Annotated in this window: 18 protein-coding genes; 12 read left to right on the top strand and 6 right to left on the bottom strand. The window is 67.7% G+C overall.

The features are described 5' to 3' along the window. Window positions 1–96 precede the first annotated feature (96 nt). The 10 genes from ACYVJH_RS09640 (at window position 97) to glmU (ending at window position 8,728) form a co-directional block, all read left to right on the top strand. Window positions 97–534, top strand: coding sequence for an ATP synthase subunit I (locus ACYVJH_RS09640; protein ID WP_460454430.1), 438 nt, complete (start codon window positions 97–99; stop codon window positions 532–534). Window positions 535–542: 8 nt separating this feature from the next. Continuing rightward, on the top strand, window positions 543–1,406 hold the full coding sequence (gene atpB / locus ACYVJH_RS09635; protein WP_460454429.1) for a F0F1 ATP synthase subunit A: 864 nt from the start codon (window positions 543–545) through the stop codon (window positions 1,404–1,406). A 66-nt stretch (window positions 1,407–1,472) separates the two neighbouring features. Beyond that, window positions 1,473–1,742, top strand: a complete 270-nt coding sequence (gene atpE, locus ACYVJH_RS09630) for a F0F1 ATP synthase subunit C (protein ID WP_188665765.1) — start codon at window positions 1,473–1,475, stop codon at window positions 1,740–1,742. A 76-nt stretch (window positions 1,743–1,818) separates the two neighbouring features. After that, window positions 1,819–2,289, top strand: coding sequence for a F0F1 ATP synthase subunit B (locus tag ACYVJH_RS09625; RefSeq protein WP_339830023.1), 471 nt, complete (start codon window positions 1,819–1,821; stop codon window positions 2,287–2,289). Window positions 2,290–2,303: 14 nt separating this feature from the next. Further along, on the top strand, window positions 2,304–2,834 hold the full coding sequence (locus ACYVJH_RS09620) for a F0F1 ATP synthase subunit delta (protein ID WP_460454428.1): 531 nt from the start codon (window positions 2,304–2,306) through the stop codon (window positions 2,832–2,834). Between the two features lie 58 nt (window positions 2,835–2,892). Continuing rightward, the gene (gene atpA, locus ACYVJH_RS09615) at window positions 2,893–4,437 is read left to right on the top strand and encodes a F0F1 ATP synthase subunit alpha (RefSeq protein ID WP_460454427.1); all 1,545 of its coding nucleotides are present in this window, start codon (window positions 2,893–2,895) and stop codon (window positions 4,435–4,437) included. A 38-nt stretch (window positions 4,438–4,475) separates the two neighbouring features. After that, window positions 4,476–5,339 (top strand): F0F1 ATP synthase subunit gamma, encoded by an 864-nt coding sequence (gene atpG / locus ACYVJH_RS09610; protein WP_460454426.1) that lies wholly within the window; start codon window positions 4,476–4,478, stop codon window positions 5,337–5,339. A 40-nt stretch (window positions 5,340–5,379) separates the two neighbouring features. Further along, a complete protein-coding gene (atpD, locus tag ACYVJH_RS09605) occupies window positions 5,380–6,789 on the top strand; it encodes a F0F1 ATP synthase subunit beta (protein ID WP_460454425.1) in 1,410 nt (469 codons plus the stop codon). 12 nt (window positions 6,790–6,801) lie between these two features. Beyond that, entirely contained in the window at window positions 6,802–7,224 is a 423-nt protein-coding gene (locus ACYVJH_RS09600; protein WP_188665746.1) for a F0F1 ATP synthase subunit epsilon, read from the top strand. Between the two features lie 136 nt (window positions 7,225–7,360). Beyond that, window positions 7,361–8,728 (top strand): bifunctional UDP-N-acetylglucosamine diphosphorylase/glucosamine-1-phosphate N-acetyltransferase GlmU, encoded by a 1,368-nt coding sequence (glmU, locus tag ACYVJH_RS09595; protein ID WP_460454424.1) that lies wholly within the window; start codon window positions 7,361–7,363, stop codon window positions 8,726–8,728. Here glmU and ACYVJH_RS09590 read toward each other — a convergent pair. Genes ACYVJH_RS09590 through ACYVJH_RS09565 form a run of 6 tightly spaced genes read right to left on the bottom strand, consistent with a single transcriptional unit; the run spans window position 8,725 to window position 16,020 of the window. Continuing rightward, window positions 8,725–10,041, bottom strand: a complete 1,317-nt coding sequence (locus ACYVJH_RS09590; protein ID WP_460454423.1) for a sensor histidine kinase — start codon at window positions 10,039–10,041, stop codon at window positions 8,725–8,727. The genes glmU and ACYVJH_RS09590 overlap by 4 nt on opposite strands. Window positions 10,042–10,046: 5 nt before the next feature. Next, on the bottom strand, window positions 10,047–11,408 hold the full coding sequence (locus ACYVJH_RS09585) for a sigma-54-dependent transcriptional regulator (protein WP_460454422.1): 1,362 nt from the start codon (window positions 11,406–11,408) through the stop codon (window positions 10,047–10,049). A 15-nt stretch (window positions 11,409–11,423) separates the two neighbouring features. Further along, window positions 11,424–12,650: an ABC transporter permease gene (locus ACYVJH_RS09580; protein WP_460454421.1), complete on the bottom strand. Its 1,227-nt coding sequence runs from the start codon at window positions 12,648–12,650 to the stop codon at window positions 11,424–11,426. 12 nt (window positions 12,651–12,662) lie between these two features. Beyond that, entirely contained in the window at window positions 12,663–13,985 is a 1,323-nt protein-coding gene (locus tag ACYVJH_RS09575; RefSeq protein ID WP_460454420.1) for an ABC transporter permease, read from the bottom strand. A 10-nt stretch (window positions 13,986–13,995) separates the two neighbouring features. After that, window positions 13,996–14,718: an ABC transporter ATP-binding protein gene (locus tag ACYVJH_RS09570; protein WP_460454419.1), complete on the bottom strand. Its 723-nt coding sequence runs from the start codon at window positions 14,716–14,718 to the stop codon at window positions 13,996–13,998. A gap of 33 nt (window positions 14,719–14,751) precedes the next feature. Continuing rightward, window positions 14,752–16,020 (bottom strand): efflux RND transporter periplasmic adaptor subunit, encoded by a 1,269-nt coding sequence (locus ACYVJH_RS09565; protein WP_460454418.1) that lies wholly within the window; start codon window positions 16,018–16,020, stop codon window positions 14,752–14,754. A 221-nt stretch (window positions 16,021–16,241) separates the two neighbouring features. On the opposite strand from ACYVJH_RS09565, the gene glmS reads away from it, so the two are divergent. Both glmS and ACYVJH_RS09555 read left to right on the top strand, forming a co-directional pair. Beyond that, window positions 16,242–18,065, top strand: a complete 1,824-nt coding sequence (gene glmS / locus ACYVJH_RS09560; RefSeq protein WP_460454417.1) for a glutamine--fructose-6-phosphate transaminase (isomerizing) — start codon at window positions 16,242–16,244, stop codon at window positions 18,063–18,065. Window positions 18,066–18,075: 10 nt separating this feature from the next. Beyond that, window positions 18,076–18,252, top strand: a complete 177-nt coding sequence (locus ACYVJH_RS09555; RefSeq protein WP_460454416.1) for an oxidoreductase-like domain-containing protein — start codon at window positions 18,076–18,078, stop codon at window positions 18,250–18,252.

Here is an 18,252-nt window from a genome sequence, read left to right as displayed (position 1 = left end):
GAAAGCCCGGCCGGGCCTTCCGGCCGGCCGGGCTGAAGCGCCCCGGGCGCCGGAAAACAGGCGCCCCCGCCCCCCGGCGGACGGGTCGTTTGCGACTTGTCCCCCCCGGAGGGCGGCTGCTATACTTTTGCGGCTTCAGGGAACGCTACTGAGTCCTACTTGAACCGCGCGTCCCCTCCCGTTTCGCCCCACGCCCATCGGTTGCCGGTCTTCCAGCTGGCCCTCGGGTGCGCCGCCGCCGGCATCGCGGCGGTCTGGGCAGGCAGGGAAGCTGCCCTGGCCTGGCTGGCGGGTGCGGCGGTGATCGCGGCGGCACAGTGGGTTTTCAGCTGGCGGACGGAGTTGAGGTCGCGCTCGGCTCCGGCGGTCCGGATGTTCAGCCGGCTGCTCCTGGGGACGGTGCTCAAGTGGTTGGTGGTTGGCGCGGGTCTCGCGCTTGCCATGACCCAGGGCCTCCCTCCTGCCCATGTCCTCGGGGGCGCGTCACTCGCCGCCCTCGCCCAAATTTTCAGTCTGCCTTGGTTGCTTCGATGAACCGACTCATGCAAGTCGCCGGTGACAGTCCCAGCGAATACGTCACGCACCATCTCCAGCATTGGCGGGTGTCCATTGGCGAGGGCGCCTTCTGGACCATCAACGTCGACAGCATGATCATGGCGATCGCGATCGGCGTGCTGGGCCTGGGCCTGTTCTGGTTCGTCGGCCGCCGCGCCACCGCCGGCGTGCCGGGCAAGCTGCAGGCTTTCCTCGAGCTGGCCGTCGAGTTCGTCGACACCCAGGTGCGCGACGTGTTCCACGGCAACCGCAAGTTCGTGGCCCCGCTGGCGCTCACCATCTTCGTCTGGATCCTCCTCATGAACTCCGTGAAGATGATCCCGGTCGACCTGCCGCCGGCCATCGCCAAGATGTTCGGCGCCGAATACTTCCGCGCCGTGCCCACCACCGACCTCAACATCACCCTGGCGATGTCCATGACGGTGCTGCTGCTGATGATCGCCTTCGCGATCAAGGCCAAGGGCGGCTTCGGTTTCACCAAGGAACTCTTCACTGCGCCTTTCCATGCGGAAGGCGTCGGCATGAAGATCGTGCTGGCCCCGGCGAACTTCGGCCTGAACATCATCGAGCTGCTGTCCAAGCCGGTCAGCCTGGCCATGCGACTGTTCGGCAACATGTACGCCGGCGAGCTGGTCTTCCTGCTGATCGCCCTGCTGGGCGCGGCCGGTGGCCACTTCATCATGGACGTGGGCGGCTTCGGCGGCACCACCGGCGGCATCCTGGCCTTCCTGGGCGCGGTGCTGGCGGGTGCGGGCTGGTCGATCTTCCACATCCTGGTCATCACGCTCCAGGCCTTCATCTTCATGATCCTCACCGTGGTCTATCTGTCGATGTCCACGGAAGCGCACTGATCCAGTTACACCCCTTGTTTTTGTTTTCGTCCTAACCCCAACCGACTTGTAAAAAAGGATTGCACCATGGACATGTCTCTCGTCGCCGCCATCCAGAGCTCGACCGCCCTTGCCATCGGCATCATCATCGGCCTGGGCGCGCTCGGCGCCTGCATCGGCATCGGCATCATGGGTTCGAAGTTCCTCGAGAGCGCCGCCCGCCAGCCCGAGCTGGTTCCGATGCTGTCCGGCCGCATGTTCCTGCTGGCCGGCCTGATCGACGCCGCGTTCATCATCGGCCTGGCCATCGCGCTGTTCTTCGCGTTCGCGAACCCGCTGCTGGCCCAGCTGGCCTGATCAGCCGGGTCGTCACGGTGACGCCGCTGGCCACGTGCCGCGGCGTCGCTCGCCTCGTCATCGCGGAGTAGTCGCAATGGATATCAACGCCACCTTTATCGGACAGGCCCTCGCGTTCGCGATCCTGATCTGGTTCTCGTACAAGTTCGTCTGGCCGCCGATGATGGGCGCCATCGAAGAGCGCCAGCAGAAGATCGCCGAAGGCCTGGCTGCGGCCGACCGCAGCAAGAAGGACCTGGCCCAGGCGGAAGAGAAGGTCGCCGAGGCCCTGCGCGAAGCCCGTACCAAGGCCAACGAGATCATCGAGCAGGCCCATGGCCGCGCGAACCAGATCATCGATGCCGCCAAGGTCGAGGCCATCGCCGAAGCCGGCCGCCAGAAAGCCCTGGCCCTGTCGGAAATCGACTCGGCCGCCAACCGCGCCAAGGAAGACCTGCGTCGCCAGGTTTCCGCGCTCGCGGTTGCCGGTGCCGAGAAGCTGATCCGCAAGGAGATCGACGGCAACGCCCACAAGGCGCTGCTCGACGAGCTCGCCGCCGAGATCTGAGGTCCAAGCCCACCATGAGCCAAGCCCTCACCCTCGCCCGCCCGTACGCCCGTGCCGCTTTTTCGCTGGCCCAGGAAGCGGGGCGCCTGCCCCAGTGGTCGGCCCTGATCGGCTTTGCCGCCCAGGCCGCCGCGGTGCCGGAGGCGCACGACGCCGTCGTGCACCCGCTGGCCAAGGCCGACGACCTGGTCGAACTGCTGCTGCCCCCGGGCGACAGCGACCCGACCTTCCGCCAGTTCCTGGCCGTGCTGGCGGACAACCGCCGCCTGGCCCTGCTGCCGGAAATCGCGGGCCTGTTCGACCAGCTGCGCGCCGATGCCGAGCGCGTGGTCAAGGCCACGGTCACCTCCGCCCAGCCGCTGGACGCCGCCGAACTGGAGATGCTGCGCAGCTCGCTGCGCAAGCGCTTCGGTCGCGAGGTCGAGCTGGCGACGGCGGTGGACGCCGGTCTCATCGGCGGCGCGGTCATCGACACCGGCGAGGTCGTGATCGACGGCTCGCTCCGCACCAAGCTGGCGCGCCTCGGCGCGGCGCTGGCGAACTGAACACGATTTTCCTTTGAACCAAGTGCCGGCCCAGGCCGGACGACCCAGGGATACCCCCATGCAGACGCTCAACCCGTCCGAAATCAGCGAACTGATCAAGTCCCGCATCGAGAAGGTCAAGCTGACCGCCGAAGCCCGCAACGAAGGCACCGTGACCTCGGTGTCCGACGGCATCGTGCGCATCCACGGCCTGGCCGACGCGATGCAGGGCGAAATGATCGAGCTGCCGAACAGCACCTATGCGCTGGCCCTGAACCTCGAGCGCGACTCGGTCGGTGCCGTCGTCCTGGGTGACTACGAGCACCTGCGCGAGGGTGACGTCGCCAAGACCACCGGCCGCATCCTGGAAGTGCCGATCGGCCCCGAGCTGCTGGGCCGCGTCGTCAACGCCCTGGGCGAGCCGATCGACGGCAAGGGCCCCATCGCCTCGTCGCTGACCGCGCCGGTTGAAAAGGTCGCGCCCGGCGTGATCGAGCGCAAGTCGGTGTCGCAGCCGGTGCAGACCGGTTACAAGTCGGTCGACGCCATGATCCCGATCGGCCGCGGCCAGCGCGAGCTGGTCATCGGCGACCGCCAGACCGGCAAGACCGCCCTGGCCATCGACGCCGTGATCAACCAGAAGGGCACCGGCATCAAGTGCGTCTACGTGGCCATCGGCCAGAAGGCCTCCACGATCGCCAACATCGTGCGCCGCCTGGAAGAGAACGGCGCCCTGGCGCACACCATCGTCGTCGCCGCCACCGCGTCCGAATCGGCCGCCATGCAGTACATCTCGGCCTACTCGGGCTGCACCATGGGCGAGTACTTCCGCGACCGCGGCGAAGACGCGCTGATCGTGTACGACGACCTGTCCAAGCAGGCCGTGGCCTACCGCCAGATCTCCCTGCTGCTGCGCCGCCCGCCGGGCCGCGAAGCCTACCCGGGCGACGTGTTCTACCTCCACTCCCGCCTGCTCGAGCGCGCGGCCCGCGTGAACGAGGACTACGTCGAGAAGTTCACCAACGGCGCCGTCAAGGGCAAGACCGGCTCGCTCACCGCGCTGCCGATCATCGAAACCCAGGCCGGTGACGTCTCGGCCTTCGTGCCGACCAACGTGATCTCGATCACCGACGGCCAGATCTTCCTGGAAACCGACCTGTTCAACGCCGGCATCCGCCCGGCCGTGAACGCCGGTATCTCGGTGTCGCGCGTCGGTGGTGCGGCCCAGACCACGATCATGAAGAAGCTCTCGGGCGGCATCCGCATCTCGCTGGCCCAGTACCGCGAGCTGGCGGCGTTCGCCCAGTTCGCCTCGGACCTCGACGAAGCCACCCGCAAGCAGCTCGAGCGCGGCCAGCGCGTCACCGAGCTGATGAAGCAGAAGCAGTACGCCCCGATGTCGATCGCGCAGATGGCGCTGTCCATCTACGCCGTCAACGAGGGCTACCTGGACGACGTGCCGCTGAACAAGGTGCTGGCGTTCGAAGAAGGCCTGCACGCGCACATGACCAACACCCAGGGTGACCTGGAGAAGCAGATCGTGCAGAGCGGCGCCTGGGACAAGGACATCGAGGCCTCGTTCAAGACCATCATCTCCGAGTTCAAGGCCACCGGCAGCTGGTAAGCCAGTCGGACCAGGCACAACGAAGCTAAGGAAGAAAAATGGCAGGCGGCAGGGAAATCAAGACCAAGATCAAGAGCGTGCAGAACACCCGCAAGGTGACGCGCGCGCTCGAGATGGTCTCGGCGTCGAAGATCCGCAAGGCGCAGGACCGCATGAAGCAGTCCCGCCCCTATGCGCGACTGATGCGCCAGGTGATCGGCCACATCGCCAAGGCCAACACCGAATACGTGCATCCGTTCATGGTCGAGCGCCAGGACATCAAGCGCGTCGGCTACATCATCGTGTCCACCGACCGCGGCCTTTGCGGCGGCCTGAATTCGCAGATGTTCCGCCGCATCCTGGCCGACATGCGCGAGTGGCAGGAGAAGGGCGTCGAGATCGACGTCGTGTGCATCGGCCAGAAGGCCACGGTGTTCTTCCGCCGCCTGAAGGTGAACCTGATCGGCTCGGTCACCCACCTGGGCGAAAAGCCCGAGTTGGCCAAGCTGGTCGGCGTCATCAAGGTCATGCTCGATGGTTACACCGAAGGCAAGCTCGACCGGGTTTTCCTGAGCTACAACGACTTCATCAACACCATGGCGCAGAAGCCGCGCCAGGACCAGCTGCTGCCGCTGCCGCCGTCCGAGTCGCTCGAGTCCCGTCACGACTGGGACTACCTGTACGAGCCGGACGCCCAGACGGTGCTCGAGCACGTGCTCACGCGCTACGTCGAATCGCTGGTTTACCAGGCAGTGCTGGAAAACCTTGCTTCCGAACATGCGGCGCGCATGGTGGCCATGAAGTCGGCCTCCGACAACGCCAACAAGCTGATCGGTGACCTGCAACTCGTCTACAACAAGGCGCGCCAGGCTGCGATCACCCAGGAAATCTCCGAAATCGTCGGCGGCGCCGCTGCAGTTTGACGCGACGCCCCAACCCAGTATCAGAACCGAGGAAACAGCAATGAGCCAGGGCAAGATTGTGCAGATCATCGGCGCGGTCGTGGACGTCGAGTTCCCGCGCGTGGATGTGCCGAAGGTCTACGACGCACTCAAGGTCGAAGGCACCGACATCACGCTCGAAGTCCAGCAGCAGCTGGGCGACGGCATCGTGCGCACCATTGCGCTCGGTTCCACCGACGGCCTCAAGCGCAACCTGGTCGCCAACAACACCGGCAAGGCCATCTCCGTGCCGGTCGGCAAGCAGACCCTCGGCCGCATCATGGACGTGCTGGGTCGCCCGATCGACGAAGCCGGTCCGGTCGAGACCAAGGACCAGTGGGAAATCCACCGCGCCGCGCCGAGCTACGAGGACCAGTCCTCGGGCAACGAACTGCTGGAAACCGGCATCAAGGTCATCGACCTGATGTGCCCGTTCGCCAAGGGCGGCAAGGTCGGCCTGTTCGGCGGCGCCGGCGTCGGCAAGACCGTCAACATGATGGAACTGATCAACAACATCGCCAAGCAGCACGCCGGCCTGTCGGTGTTCGCCGGCGTGGGTGAGCGCACCCGCGAAGGCAACGACTTCTACCACGAGATGAAGGACTCCAACGTCCTGGACAAGGTCGCGATGGTGTACGGCCAGATGAACGAGCCGCCGGGCAACCGCCTGCGCGTCGCGCTGACCGGCCTGACCATGGCCGAGTACTTCCGCGACGACATCGACCCGGCCACCGGCAAGGGCCGCGACATCCTGTTCTTCGTGGACAACATCTACCGCTACACCCTGGCCGGCACCGAAGTCTCGGCGCTGCTGGGCCGCATGCCGTCGGCCGTGGGTTACCAGCCGACGCTGGCCGAGGAAATGGGCGTGCTGCAGGAGCGCATCACCTCCACCAAGACCGGCTCGATCACCTCGATCCAGGCCGTGTACGTGCCTGCCGATGACCTGACCGACCCGTCGCCGGCGACCACCTTCGCCCACCTCGACGCCACCGTCGTGCTGTCGCGAAACATCGCCTCGCTGGGTATCTACCCGGCCGTCGATCCGCTGGACTCGACCTCGCGCCAGCTGGACCCGAACGTGATCGGCAACGAGCACTACGATACCGCCCGCCGCGTGCAGGCGACCTTGCAGAAGTACAAGGAGCTCAAGGACATCATCGCGATCCTGGGCATGGACGAGCTGAGCGAAGAAGACAAGCAGGCCGTGTCCCGCGCCCGCAAGATCGAGCGCTTCTTCTCGCAGCCCTTCCACGTGGCCGAGGTCTTCACCGGCTCGCCGGGCAAGTACGTCACGCTCAAGGAAACCATCCGCGGCTTCAAGATGATCGTGGACGGCGAGTGCGATTCGCTGCCCGAGCAGGCGTTCTACATGGTCGGCGGCATCGACGAAGCCTTCGAGAAGGCCAAGAAGATGGCGGCGGCGGCCTAAAGGAATTTATCCATGAGCACCATCCGTTGCGACATCGTCAGCGCCGAGGAAGAAATCTTCCAGGGTGACGTGCAGCTGGTCGTGGCCACCGGCGAGATGGGCGAGCTCGGCATCGCGCCGCGCCATGCGCCCCTGATCACCCGCCTCAAGCCCGGCCAGGTCCGCCTGACGCTGGCCGACGGCGCCGAGCAGTTCTTCTATGTCTCGGGTGGCATCCTCGAGGTGCAGCCGCAGGTGGTGACCATCCTGACCGATACCGCCATTCGCGCCGCGGACCTCGACGAAGCCCAGGCCAAGGCGGCCAAGGACGAGGCCGAGCGCATGCTCGCCAACCGCAGCGAAGCGATGGATCTCGCCGAGGCCCAGACCAAGCTGGCCGAGGCGATGGCCCAGCTCCAGGCCCTCGAGCGCCTTCGCAAGAACCTCAAGCACTGACCCGGCGGTTCCGGCCCCGCCGGACCCGACCCGCAACCGCGCCGGCCTCGTGCCGGCGCCGTTGTTTCCGGGGACAGGAAATTCTCGGCTGGCGGCCCACGCGGACGCGGCCGATACTAGGCCCACGGAGGAACCCATGAGCCAGTCCCTGCACGTGATCATCCTCGCCGCAGGCGAGGGCAAGCGCATGAAGTCGCGCACCCCGAAGGTACTTCAGCCCATCGCCGGCCGGCCGATGCTTGGCCACGTGGTGGACACGGCCCGCGCCCTGCGCGCCGCCGGCATCCACGTTGTCTACGGCCATGGCGGCGACGCGGTTCGCGCCGCCTTCGCCGGCGACGACGACCTGCACTGGGCCGAACAGGCCCGGCAGCTCGGCACCGGCCATGCCGTGCAGCAGGCCATGCCCGGCGTGCCCGAGAATGCGCGCGTGCTGGTGCTTTATGCCGACGTGCCGCTGATCTCGGTGCAAACCCTGCGGGAACTGCTCGACGCTGCCCGCGAGCAGGCCGCCGTGCTGTGCGAGACCCTTGCCGACCCCAGCGGTTACGGCCGGGTCCTGCTCGATGGCAATGGCAACGTCCAGGCCATCGTCGAACACAAGGATGCCGACGAGGCACAGCGCGCGGTGAAGCTGGTGAACACCGGCGTGATCGCCGCGCCGGCTTCGGACCTGCGCCGCTGGCTGTCGCGCCTGGGCAACAACAATGCCCAGGGCGAGTACTACCTGACCGACATCTTCGCGATGGCCCGGTCCGACGGCCGGGCCGCCGCCCATACCCATTGCCGGATTCCCGGTGAAGCCGAAGGTGCCAACGACCCGGTGCAGCTGGCGCGCCTGGAACGTGCTTTCCAGCGCCGCGCCGCCGAAGCGCTGATGCGCGAGGGCGTGCGCCTGGCCGATCCGGCGCGCTTCGACCAGCGCGGCACCGTCGAAGCCGGCACCGACGTCGAGATCGACGTGGACGTGGTGCTCGAAGGCCGCGTGGTGCTCGGCGAGGGCGTGCGCATCGGCCCCTTCTGCCGCCTGAGCAATGTCGAACTGGGGCCGGGCACCGTGGTCAGGGCCCATTGCGACCTCGAAGGCGTGGTCGCCGCCGCCGGCTGCACCATGGGCCCGTTCGCTCGCCTGCGCCCCGGCACCGAACTTGGCGAGGGCGTCAACATCGGCAACTTCGTCGAAACCAAGAAGGCCAGTCTCGGCAACGGCAGCAAGGCGAACCACCTGAGCTACCTGGGCGACGCCCTGGTCGGCGAAAAGGTGAACATCGGCGCCGGCACCATCACCTGCAACTACGACGGCGTCAACAAGGCCACCACCACCATCGGAGACGGTGCCTTCATCGGTTCCAACAGTTCGCTCGTGGCTCCCGTGGAGATTGGCGAGGGCGCGACCATCGGCGCCGGCAGCGTCATCACCAAGCCGGCCCCGGCCGAGAAACTGACCGTCGCCCGTGGCCGCCAGGCCACCATCGACGGCTGGCAGCGTCCGCGCAAGCGCTAGTCGTCGGCCACCGGCAATACCAGGGACACCTGCAGCCCACCACCTTCGCGGTTGGAAAGGCCGATGCGGCCGCCGTGGGCTTCGGCGATCTCGCGCGCCAGGGCCAGGCCGAGGCCGGTGCCGCTGCGTTTGGTCGAATAAAACGGCACCAGCGCATTGGCCAGCACGGCCTCGCCCATGCCGGTGCCGCGGTCCAGGACCTCGATGCGCAGCACGCCGCCACCGCGGCGCACGCGCAGCTGCACGTCCCCGGCCGCCGAGCCCGATTCATGGGCGTTCTTGAGCAGGTTGATCAGCGCCTGCTCCATTTGCGGCACGTCCACGCGCACCGAACCCGACGGAAGATCACCGTCGAGTCCAAAGCTGATCTGGCTGCGCAGCCGGTCCACCAGCACCGTCCAGGGCGTGGCTTCGAGTCGCGGCGTCGGCAGCTTGGCGAAACGCGCGTAACCGCGGATGAAACCTTCGAGATGGCGCGCGCGTTCCTCGATCATGCCGAAGATCGCTTCGAGCTTTTCCGTTTGCCCGCGCCGGGTCAGTTCCGCGCCCGAATGCGCCAGCGACGCCACTGGTGCCAGTGAGTTGTTGAGCTCGTGGCTGATCACCCGGATAACCTTCTTCCAGGTCTGGACTTCCTGCCGGCGAAGTTCGGTGGTGAGCTGGCGCAGCAGCAGAAGTTCGTGCGGGCGGCCATTGAGCCGGAAGCCGCGGCGGGCCAGGTGGTAAACGTCCTCCTCGTCGCCCTCGCCGACCGAAAACAGGCCGTCGCCGCCGCGTTCCAGGGCCTCGGAAAGCGCCGGCGGTGCGGCCTGCACCAGGGCTTCCAGGGCCAGGCCCTCGATCTTGCGACCGTCGTTGAGCAGCCGGCGCGCGGCCAGGTTGGCGTAAACCACGTGGCCCCCGTCGGCGACCAGCAGCATGGCCACCGGCGTGTTCTGCACCATCGTGTCGAGCAGCAGTTCGCGCTGCACCAGCGCCAGGCGCTGTTCGCGAAGCACGCCGCCGAGTTCGTTGTGGGCCGCGACCAGGTCGCCCAGTTCGTCGCGGTGCGACCAGCGCAGGCCGAAGCTGAAGTCCCCGTCGCGGTAGCTCAGTGCGGTGCCGGCCAGTGCCCGGAACAGCGACAGCGCCGGCCGCACTGCGCGCCGCATCAGCCACAGCGAAAGCAGCAAGCCTGCCGCGGCCGCCACCAGTCCGGCCAGCAGCGGGCTGTCGAGCAGCTTCACCAGCAGCAGCGCCAGCGCCACCGACAGCGCCGCCACCGCGGCGCTGATCAGGGCCAGGGTGCCGGCAATCGATCGGCGCGTCGGCATACGGGTCAGGGCCGGGCGATGCCCAGGCGTTCCATGCGGCGGTACAGGGCCTGCCGGCTGAGGCCGAGCTCGTTCGCGGCCTGCGCGACCACGCCGCCGGCGCGCGCCAGCGCCTGTTCGATGCTGCCGCGGTCGAGTTCGGCGTCGCTGCCCTGGGAGCCGGGCGCAGGCGCGGCGGCCGCCGGCAGGCCCAGGTCGCCGACCTGGATAAGCGCACCGGCGCTGAGCAGGCAGGCGCGCTGCATCACGTTCTTGAGTTCGCGAACGTGGCCGGGCCAGGCGTGCCGCAATAGCGCGTGTACCGCCCCGTCGGAAAGGGATTTGCCGTCGGACAGGAAAGACTGCGCCAGCGGCAGGATGTCACGTGGGCGTTCGGCCAGCGGGGGGATGCGGATCTCGATGACATTGAGCCGGTAGTAAAGGTCCTCGCGGAAGCGGCCATCGCGGATCATCGCCGGCAGGTCGGCATTGGTGGCGCTGATCACCCGCACCTTGACCTGTTTTTCCCGGTTCGAGCCCAGGCGGCTGAACTTGCCCGTCTCGAGCACGCGCAGCAGCTTCATCTGGCCCTCCGGCGGCAGGTTGCCGATTTCGTCCAGGAACAGCGTGCCGCCGTCGGCGGCCTCGAACTTTCCTTCGCGGGCCTTGCCGGCGCCGGTGTAGGCGCCGGCGTCGGCACCGAAGAGTTCGGCCTCGATCAGCTCCGACGGCAGTGCGCCGCAGTTGAGCGTGACGAAGGGGCCGGACTTCACCGACGAGTTGGCCTGCAGGATTTCGGCGATCTTTTCCTTGCCCGAACCGTTCGGGCCGGTCACCAGCACCGGCACGTCGGCGCGCGCGACCTGGGTGGCCAGGCACAGCACGCGCTCCATCGCCGGGTCGGCCCAGACCAGGCCGCGCAGGTCATGGTCGCGCTCGAGGTCGCGGCGCTGGCGATGGTCGCGACGGGCACATTCGGCCAGGGCGCGGTTGGCCTGGCCCAATTCGAGCAGGTTGCCCACGGTCGCCAGCAGCTTGCGGTCGTCCCAGGGTTTGGCCAGGTAGTCGGCGGCGCCGGCCTTGACCAGGTCCACCGCGGCTTCCAGATGGGTCCAGGCAGTGAGCAGGATCACCGGCAGGTCCGGGTGGGCCTCCCGGATGGCCTTGAACAGCGCCTCGCCCTCTTCGCCCGAGGTGGTGTCCTGGGTGAAGTTCATGTCCTGGATGACCAGGTCGACCGATTCACCGGCCAGCAGCGCCAGGCCCTCCGCGGGCGACGTGGCCCGCAGCGTGCGGTAGTCGTGCAGCGAGAACAGAACTTCCAGCGCGGCGGCCACCGACGGGTTGTCGTCGATGACCAGCAGGGTGGCTTGGGCGGATTGCGGCATGGGCCTAATCTACCTTCACGCCGTGCGGGTGGCGATGGCCGGCGGCACCGCCGCCGCGCGCCAGGCCGGACCCAGCACCGCCAGCAGGCCCAGGATCCACATGCCGGCCATGGTCAGCCCCAGGTAGGCCACCGGCAGGCGGGGCAGGTCGAGCTCCGCCACCAGGAAATTGTTCAGGCCGATCGCCAGGGCAATGCCGGCGGCGATGCCCGCCGTCGTGATCATCAGGTTCTCCACCAGGAAGTAGCGCAGGATGTCGGCCTTGCGGGCACCGATCGCACGGCGGACGCCTATCTGCTTGCGCCGCTGGTTCACCCACAGGCTGGCCATGCCGACGATGCCCGAGGCGGTGATCAGCAGCAGGAAGAAAGTAACCGCGATCAGCAGGCCGGCCATCAGGCGCTCGCCGGCGTAGCGGCGTTCCCGCGATTCCACGAGCGTGCGACGGCTCAGCAGCACGCGGTCGTTGCTCAGGCCCAGCAGCACCTTTTCGACCTCGGCCATCACCTGTTCGTGGCGGCCGGCTTCCGTGCGGATCGAGTACCGGGTGAAGGGATCGAGGTAGCGCATCGGCAGGATCAGGCTGTATTCGGCCGCATCACCCACGCTGGCCCAGGGCGTTTGCAGCCGCTCGACCACGCCGATGACCTGCGTCGGCCGGTTGTCCGGGCCGCCCAAGTAAATCGGCTTGCCCACCACCGAACTGGCGTCGGGCCACAGCGCCTTCGCCATGGCCTGGGTAATGATGGCCACGGTGGGCAGGTTGCGGTCGACCTGCGGGTCGGACTCGATGTAATCGCCGGCTTCGAAGTCGCGGCCTTCCACCAGGGTCAGGTCGAAGGTGTCGATGATCGACTCGGGCGTGAAGTACTGCGCCGCCGACGACACCGGTGAATCCTGCTGGTCGGTGGAGGTGACGATCGGACCGACGTTCCAGCCCGAGTTGCCCAGCGGCACCTGGTTGGTCCAGGCCGCCGAGACCACGCCGGGTACAGCGCGGATTGCCTCCATGTCGCGCAGCTGCATGCCGCGGATGTCGCTGATGGTGCGGTGCGGGTAGAAGCGCATCTCGGACACGTTGGCCTCGTCGGCGCCGCTGGGGCGCGCCGCCGTGGCCAGGCGGTCCTGGATGATGTACAGCGCGTTGCAGACGATGGCCAGCGTCAGCGCGACCTGCGCGGCGATGAGCAGCGGCGCGGTCTTGTTGCGCAGCATGGCCGAAAGGATGGGGCGGATTTCCATGGCGGCGGGTCCTTACTGGCTCTTGAGCTGGAGGGCGGGCACCACCTGGCAGGCGCGCCAGGTGGGCAACAGGCCGGCGACGATGGCCGCGACCACGGACACCACGACGGCGATGCCGAGCATCGGCACGTCCAGGTGGGTGAGCAGGGCAATGCCCGGGTTGAAGTCGCGGATGAAGGCCAGCGCGCCCAGCGTCAGCGCGATGCCCATGCCGGCACCGACCAGGCCGATCACGGCGGCTTCGGTCAGGTATTGCCGGAAAACCTCCCCGCGCGACGCGCCCAGGGCCCGGCGCACGCCGATCTCTCCGGGGCGGGCGCTGAACTTCGCCAGCAGCAGGCCGACGGTGTTCACCAGGCACACCAGCAGGAAACCGAAGGCCAGCCAGGTGGACGTGCGGGTGTCGTCGCTGACCACCTCGCGCTCCTCCAGCCATTCGCGCACGTTGTACAGGCGGTTGTTCACCGGCAGCTCGAAGCGGTTGAGCGCCTTCTGCTCATTGACGTAGGCCACCAGGTAGTCGGCGTAACGGGCCCGGTCGCCGGCTGATTCGAGTTCCACCCACATCTGCACCCAGTTGCACTCGCCTTCGACCAGGCCGCGAAAGCCCGGCGAGGGCGGGGTGGAGTTGCAGCTGATGTTGCCGTTGACCTGCAGCTCGCGGGCGATCGCGGTGCGAATCGGCAGGTAGATGTCTTCGCTGGTGTCGAAGCTCCGGCTGCCGATCAGGCGGTAGAACTTGGGCAGCGGGTCCCAGGTGTCGATGACGCCCACGATCTGGTATTCGCTGTCGCTGGCGCGGATGCTCTGGCCAACCGGGTTCACCCCTTCGCCGTACACGCGTTCGGCCAGGCTGCGGCTGATCACCGCCACCTGGGTGCCGCGCTGCTCGTCATCGGCCGACCAGGGCTGGCCGTGCATGAAGGGCACGTCGAACATCGCGAAGAAGTCGCGGCCCACGGCCAGGCCTTCACTGAAGAAGGGCGGCAGGTCGGGCCGGCCGGAATCGATAGGCGGGCTTACGCCGTAGATCGGCGTCTGGCGCACGCCCTTGGCGGCTTCCCACAGCGCCAGTGCGTCGCGCATGGTGAGCTGCTCCGGCGGCTCGCGGCCGGTGTCGGTGGCCGCGCCATCGCCGGCCGGGCCATTGTCGAGCAGGGGAACGAACAGCCGGTCGGACTTCTGCGGGATAGGGTCGCCGGACATGCCGCGCAGCAGGGTCAGCGTGGTCATCGACGCCGCCACGCCCACCGACAGCGTCAGCACCATCAGCGTGGTCAGCACCGGATTCCGGCGCAGGCTTCGGAAGCCCAGGGCAAGGTAATAGCCGAACATGGCGGGCTCCTCAGGCGGACGTGGCGTGGGCGGCGCTGACGCTGGCCAGGCCGCGCACGGTTTCGTGGATCAGGTCGCTGACCTGGCCGTCGATGATGTGCACGTTGCGGTGCGCGCGGGCGGCGAGTTCGGGGTCATGCGTCACCATCAGGATCGTGGTGCCGTTGGCGTTGATCTCCTCGAGCAGTTCCATCACGCCGCGGGCCATCTGCGAATCGAGGTTGCCGGTGGGTTCGTCGGCGAGAAGAAGTCGGGGCGAGCCCGCCAGGGCGCGGGCGATGGCCACGCGCTGCTGCTGGCCGCCGGAGAGTTCTGCCGGGTAATGCTTCATGCGCGAGGCCAGGCCGACCTGGGCAAGGGCCTCCTCGATGCGCTTGCGACGTTCGGCAGCGCTGAAACCGCGGTAGCGCAGCGGGACGTCCACGTTGTCGAACAGATTCAGGTCGGGGATGAGGTTGAAGCCCTGGAAGATGAAGCCCAGCTTCTCGTTGCGCAGCTTCGAGCGCTTGCCGTCGTCCAGGCCGCGCACGTCCACGCCGTCCAGGAAGAACTCGCCACCGGTGAATTCCTCGAGCAGGCCGGCGATATTGAGGAAGGTCGTCTTGCCCGAGCCGGAAGGGCCGGTGACGGCGACGAACTCGCCTTCCTTGACGTGGATGTCGAAGCCGCGCAAGGCATGGGTTTCGATCATGTGGGTGCGATAGACCTTGCTCAGGTTGTTCATGCGCAGCATGGCGGCTTCCTTTGTGGGGATTCTTGGGTGGGTTCAGTCGTTGATGGCGACGCGCTCGGCGTCTTCGAAGGTGTCGGTGCCGGAGATCACGATGCGCTCGCCGGGCTGCACGCCCTCGAGGATCTCGACCTCGCCGACGCTGGTGGCGCCCAGCACGATCGGGCGGCGCACGGCGATGCCGTCTTCCACCACGTAGGCGGTGCGACCGCCCAGGGCTTCGACGAAGGGGCCGCGGGCGACCTTGATGACGTCGGGCTTTTCCTCGAACAGGACCCGCGCGCTCACGCGCTGGTTCTGGCGCAGGCCGGGCGGCTGTTCACCGTCGAAGCGAACGCGCGCCAGCACCTGGTTGTTGACGACCTCGGGCGATATCGCCGAGATGGTGCCCGTGGCGGCCGTGGCGCCGATGCGCACTTCGGCGGTCATGCCCAGGCCCAGGTCTTCGGCGTAGGACTCGGGCATCTCCAGCTCGACTTCCAGCCGGCTCAGGTCGACCACCGTCATCAGCGGGGTGTTGGCCACCACCACGGCGCGATCGTCGACGCTGAGCGTGCCGATGACGCCGTCCACCGGTGCGCGCACGTTCAATTCGTCGACGCGGCGCTCGAGGTTGACGGTGACCAGGCGCTGGCGTTCGAGCAGCTGTTCCTGGGTCTTCAGCCCAAGGCTGACGTCCTGGCCTTCGAGCTGGGCGGCGGTGCCGGCGTGCTGGCTGCGGATGTCGGCGCTGGCCATGGCGTCCTTGGCGCGCAGGTACTCGACTTCGGCGATGGCCCCCAGTTCGAAGCCGCGCTGGGCCCGCTGCAGGTCGCGCAGCGCGGCGAGACGGGTGACTTCGGCGTCGTCGGCCTCGCGCTTGGCCAGCAGGCTGGCCTTGCGGGCCAGGATGCGCTGCCGGGCGACCTCGGCTTCGAGCTGGGCCAGGGTGGCCTGTTCGCGCTGGAGTTCGTTCTGCAGCTCCGGGGAGTCGATGACGGCCATCACGTCGCCCCGGGCCACGGTGTCGCCGGCCAGGATCTTCAGGGTCACGGTGCCGCCAGCCGGGGCATAGAGGGTGGGGCTGACGGCCGCCACGACGCGGCCGTTGGCCGTGGCATCGCGCACCAGCAGGCCCCGCTGCACCTCGGCGAAACGCAGCCGGTCGGCGGACACCGCACCGGCGCTGCCCAGCCAGCCGCTGAGCAGCCAGCCCACGAACACCACCGCCAGAACGGCCGCGCCGGCCAGGTACAGCGGCCTGTGGGAGCGGGGCGCCTGGGCCTGGGAAAGGCTGCGGTCCTGGGCGGAGGTGTCGCGGATCATCGGCAAATTCCGTTGGTTCAGGTCTGCCTTGAGTGATGCAACCACCGTGCCAAGTAATAAGTCTTTGATCATAAAGACAATCGCCGCTGTCCGCGGCGTCCGGGCGCCGGTTTGGCCGGACACCCGGCGGACACCCCCGCCGGGGCCGCGAAACCTTCGCCCGCGGAAAGCCACTTGCTTCACTTAAACTTGCGGGTCAGTCAGCAAGGAATAGATCCCCCATGTGTGGAATCGTCGGCATCAGCGCCAATCGGCCCATCGTTCAGTACCTGATCGCCGGGCTTGCCGCGCTTGAATACCGCGGCTACGACTCGGCCGGCGTGTCCCTGCTCACCGGCGACGGCATTTCCCGCCTGCGCGCCAAGGGCAAGGTCCGCGACCTGGTCGCGCTGCAGGCACAAACCGGCCTGGACGGCCACTGCGGCATCGCCCACACCCGCTGGGCCACCCATGGCGTGCCCAGCGAAGACAACGCGCATCCGCACGTATCGGGCGACGTGAGCCTGGTGCACAACGGCATCATCGAGAACCATGCCGAACTGCGCGCCGAACTGCGCGCCGAAGGTTATGAGTTCAGCTCGCAGACCGACACCGAGGTGGTGGCACACCTGGTCGAGCGCGCCCAGCGCCAGGGCCTTTCCCTGCTCGCGGCGGTGCAGAAGGTCGTCAAGGGCCTGCACGGGGCCTACGCGATCGCGGCGATCTCGGCCCGCGAACCCGGCAAGGTGGTGGGTGCCCGCTTTGGTGCGCCGCTGATCGTTGGCCTGGGCGAGGGCGAGCACTACCTGGCCTCCGACGTGCACGCGCTGCTGCCGCTGACCAAGCGCTTCATGTATCTCGAGGAAGGCGACGTCGCGGAGGTGACCGTCGACGGCATCCGCCTGTTCGCCGCCGACGGCCAGCCGGTCGAGCGCGAGGTCAAGGAATCCCATTTCAGCGCCGACGCGGTGGATCGGGGCGAATACGCCCACTTCATGCTCAAGGAAATCCACGAGCAGCCGGTGGCCGTGGCCGACACGCTGGAAGGCCGCATTGCCGGCGGCAAGATACTGACCCAGATCTTCGGTGTGGACGCCGAGCGCCTGCTGGCCGACACCCAGGCCGTGCACATCATTGCCTGCGGCACCAGCTACCACGCCGGCCTGGTGGCGCGTTACTGGATCGAACAGCTGGCGCGCATTCCGTGCACCACGGAGATCGCCAGCGAGTACCGCTACCGCGACCCGGTGGTCCACGAGGGCACGCTGTTCCTCACCATTTCCCAATCCGGCGAAACCGCCGACACCCTGGCCGCGCTGAAGCTGGCCAAGGAACGCCCCTACCTGACGCGCATGGCCGTATGCAACGTGCCCGAGTCGTCGATCGTGCGCGAATCGACGCTGGTGCTGATGACCCGCGCCGGCCCCGAAATCGGCGTCGCTTCGACCAAGGCCTTCACCACCCAGCTGGTGGCGCTGGCGCTGTTTTCGCTGGCCCTGGCCAAGGCCAAGGGCCTGGACGACGAACGCTACGCCGACGGTGTGCGCCAGCTCGAGCAGCTGCCCGGCCATATCGCCGAGGTGCTCAAGCTCGACGCCGAGATCAGCGACCTGGCCGAGCAATTCGTCGGCAAGCACCACGCGCTGTTCCTGGGGCGCGGCACGCACTGGCCGGTGGCCATGGAGGGCGCGCTCAAGCTCAAGGAAATCAGTTATATCCACGCCGAGGCTTACGCCGCCGGCGAACTCAAGCATGGCCCGCTGGCGCTGGTGGACGAAGACATGCCCGTCGTCGCGGTGGCGCCGAACGACCGGCTGATCGACAAACTCAAGTCCAACCTCGAGGAAGTGCGCGCCCGCGGCGGCGTGCTTTACGCCTTCGTCGACGAAACCGTGGCCCATGGCCTGGACGCCGCGCGCGTGGTGATCCTGCCGGCCTCAGGCGAGATCGCAGCGCCGATCATCTCGACGATCCCGCTGCAGCTGCTGAGCTACCACGTGGCCGTGCAGCGTGGCACCGACGTTGACCAGCCGCGCAACCTGGCCAAGTCGGTGACGGTGGAATAAGCGCGGGCGGGTGACAAGCCAGCCGCCCAGCGACGACCCGCGCCCGGTCGAACCCGAGCGCCCGCTGCCGACCGATTGCTGCGATGGCGGCTGCGCGGTCTGCGTGTTCGACAGCTACGCCGAGGAGATGGACCACTACCGGGAGTTGCTGGCGCAATGGAAGGCGCGCCACCCGGAAGCGGACTGA

This window comes from Arenimonas aestuarii (genome assembly GCF_054781715.1).
The sequence above is the reverse complement of the archived record's forward strand: the minus strand, read 5'-3'. Positions and strand labels throughout refer to the sequence as shown.

Bases quoted from the DNA above. Each gene is read 5' to 3' on its own strand.
- glmS (WP_460454417.1), top strand. From the start codon at position 16,242: ATGTGTGGAATCGTCGGCATCAGCGCCAATCGGCCCATCGTTCAGTAC.
- atpD (WP_460454425.1), top strand. From the start codon at position 5,380: ATGAGCCAGGGCAAGATTGTGCAGATCATCGGCGCGGTCGTGGACGTC.
- ACYVJH_RS09620 (WP_460454428.1), top strand. From the start codon at position 2,304: ATGAGCCAAGCCCTCACCCTCGCCCGCCCGTACGCCCGTGCCGCTTTT.
- ACYVJH_RS09625 (WP_339830023.1), top strand. From the start codon at position 1,819: ATGGATATCAACGCCACCTTTATCGGACAGGCCCTCGCGTTCGCGATC.
- ACYVJH_RS09580 (WP_460454421.1), bottom strand. From the start codon at position 12,650: ATGGAAATCCGCCCCATCCTTTCGGCCATGCTGCGCAACAAGACCGCG.
- ACYVJH_RS09570 (WP_460454419.1), bottom strand. From the start codon at position 14,718: ATGCTGCGCATGAACAACCTGAGCAAGGTCTATCGCACCCACATGATC.
- glmU (WP_460454424.1), top strand. From the start codon at position 7,361: ATGAGCCAGTCCCTGCACGTGATCATCCTCGCCGCAGGCGAGGGCAAG.
- ACYVJH_RS09565 (WP_460454418.1), bottom strand. From the start codon at position 16,020: ATGATCCGCGACACCTCCGCCCAGGACCGCAGCCTTTCCCAGGCCCAG.
- ACYVJH_RS09600 (WP_188665746.1), top strand. From the start codon at position 6,802: ATGAGCACCATCCGTTGCGACATCGTCAGCGCCGAGGAAGAAATCTTC.
- ACYVJH_RS09575 (WP_460454420.1), bottom strand. From the start codon at position 13,985: ATGTTCGGCTATTACCTTGCCCTGGGCTTCCGAAGCCTGCGCCGGAAT.
- ACYVJH_RS09590 (WP_460454423.1), bottom strand. From the start codon at position 10,041: ATGCCGACGCGCCGATCGATTGCCGGCACCCTGGCCCTGATCAGCGCC.
- atpB (WP_460454429.1), top strand. From the start codon at position 543: ATGCAAGTCGCCGGTGACAGTCCCAGCGAATACGTCACGCACCATCTC.
- ACYVJH_RS09585 (WP_460454422.1), bottom strand. From the start codon at position 11,408: ATGCCGCAATCCGCCCAAGCCACCCTGCTGGTCATCGACGACAACCCG.
- atpE (WP_188665765.1), top strand. From the start codon at position 1,473: ATGGACATGTCTCTCGTCGCCGCCATCCAGAGCTCGACCGCCCTTGCC.
- atpA (WP_460454427.1), top strand. From the start codon at position 2,893: ATGCAGACGCTCAACCCGTCCGAAATCAGCGAACTGATCAAGTCCCGC.
- atpG (WP_460454426.1), top strand. From the start codon at position 4,476: ATGGCAGGCGGCAGGGAAATCAAGACCAAGATCAAGAGCGTGCAGAAC.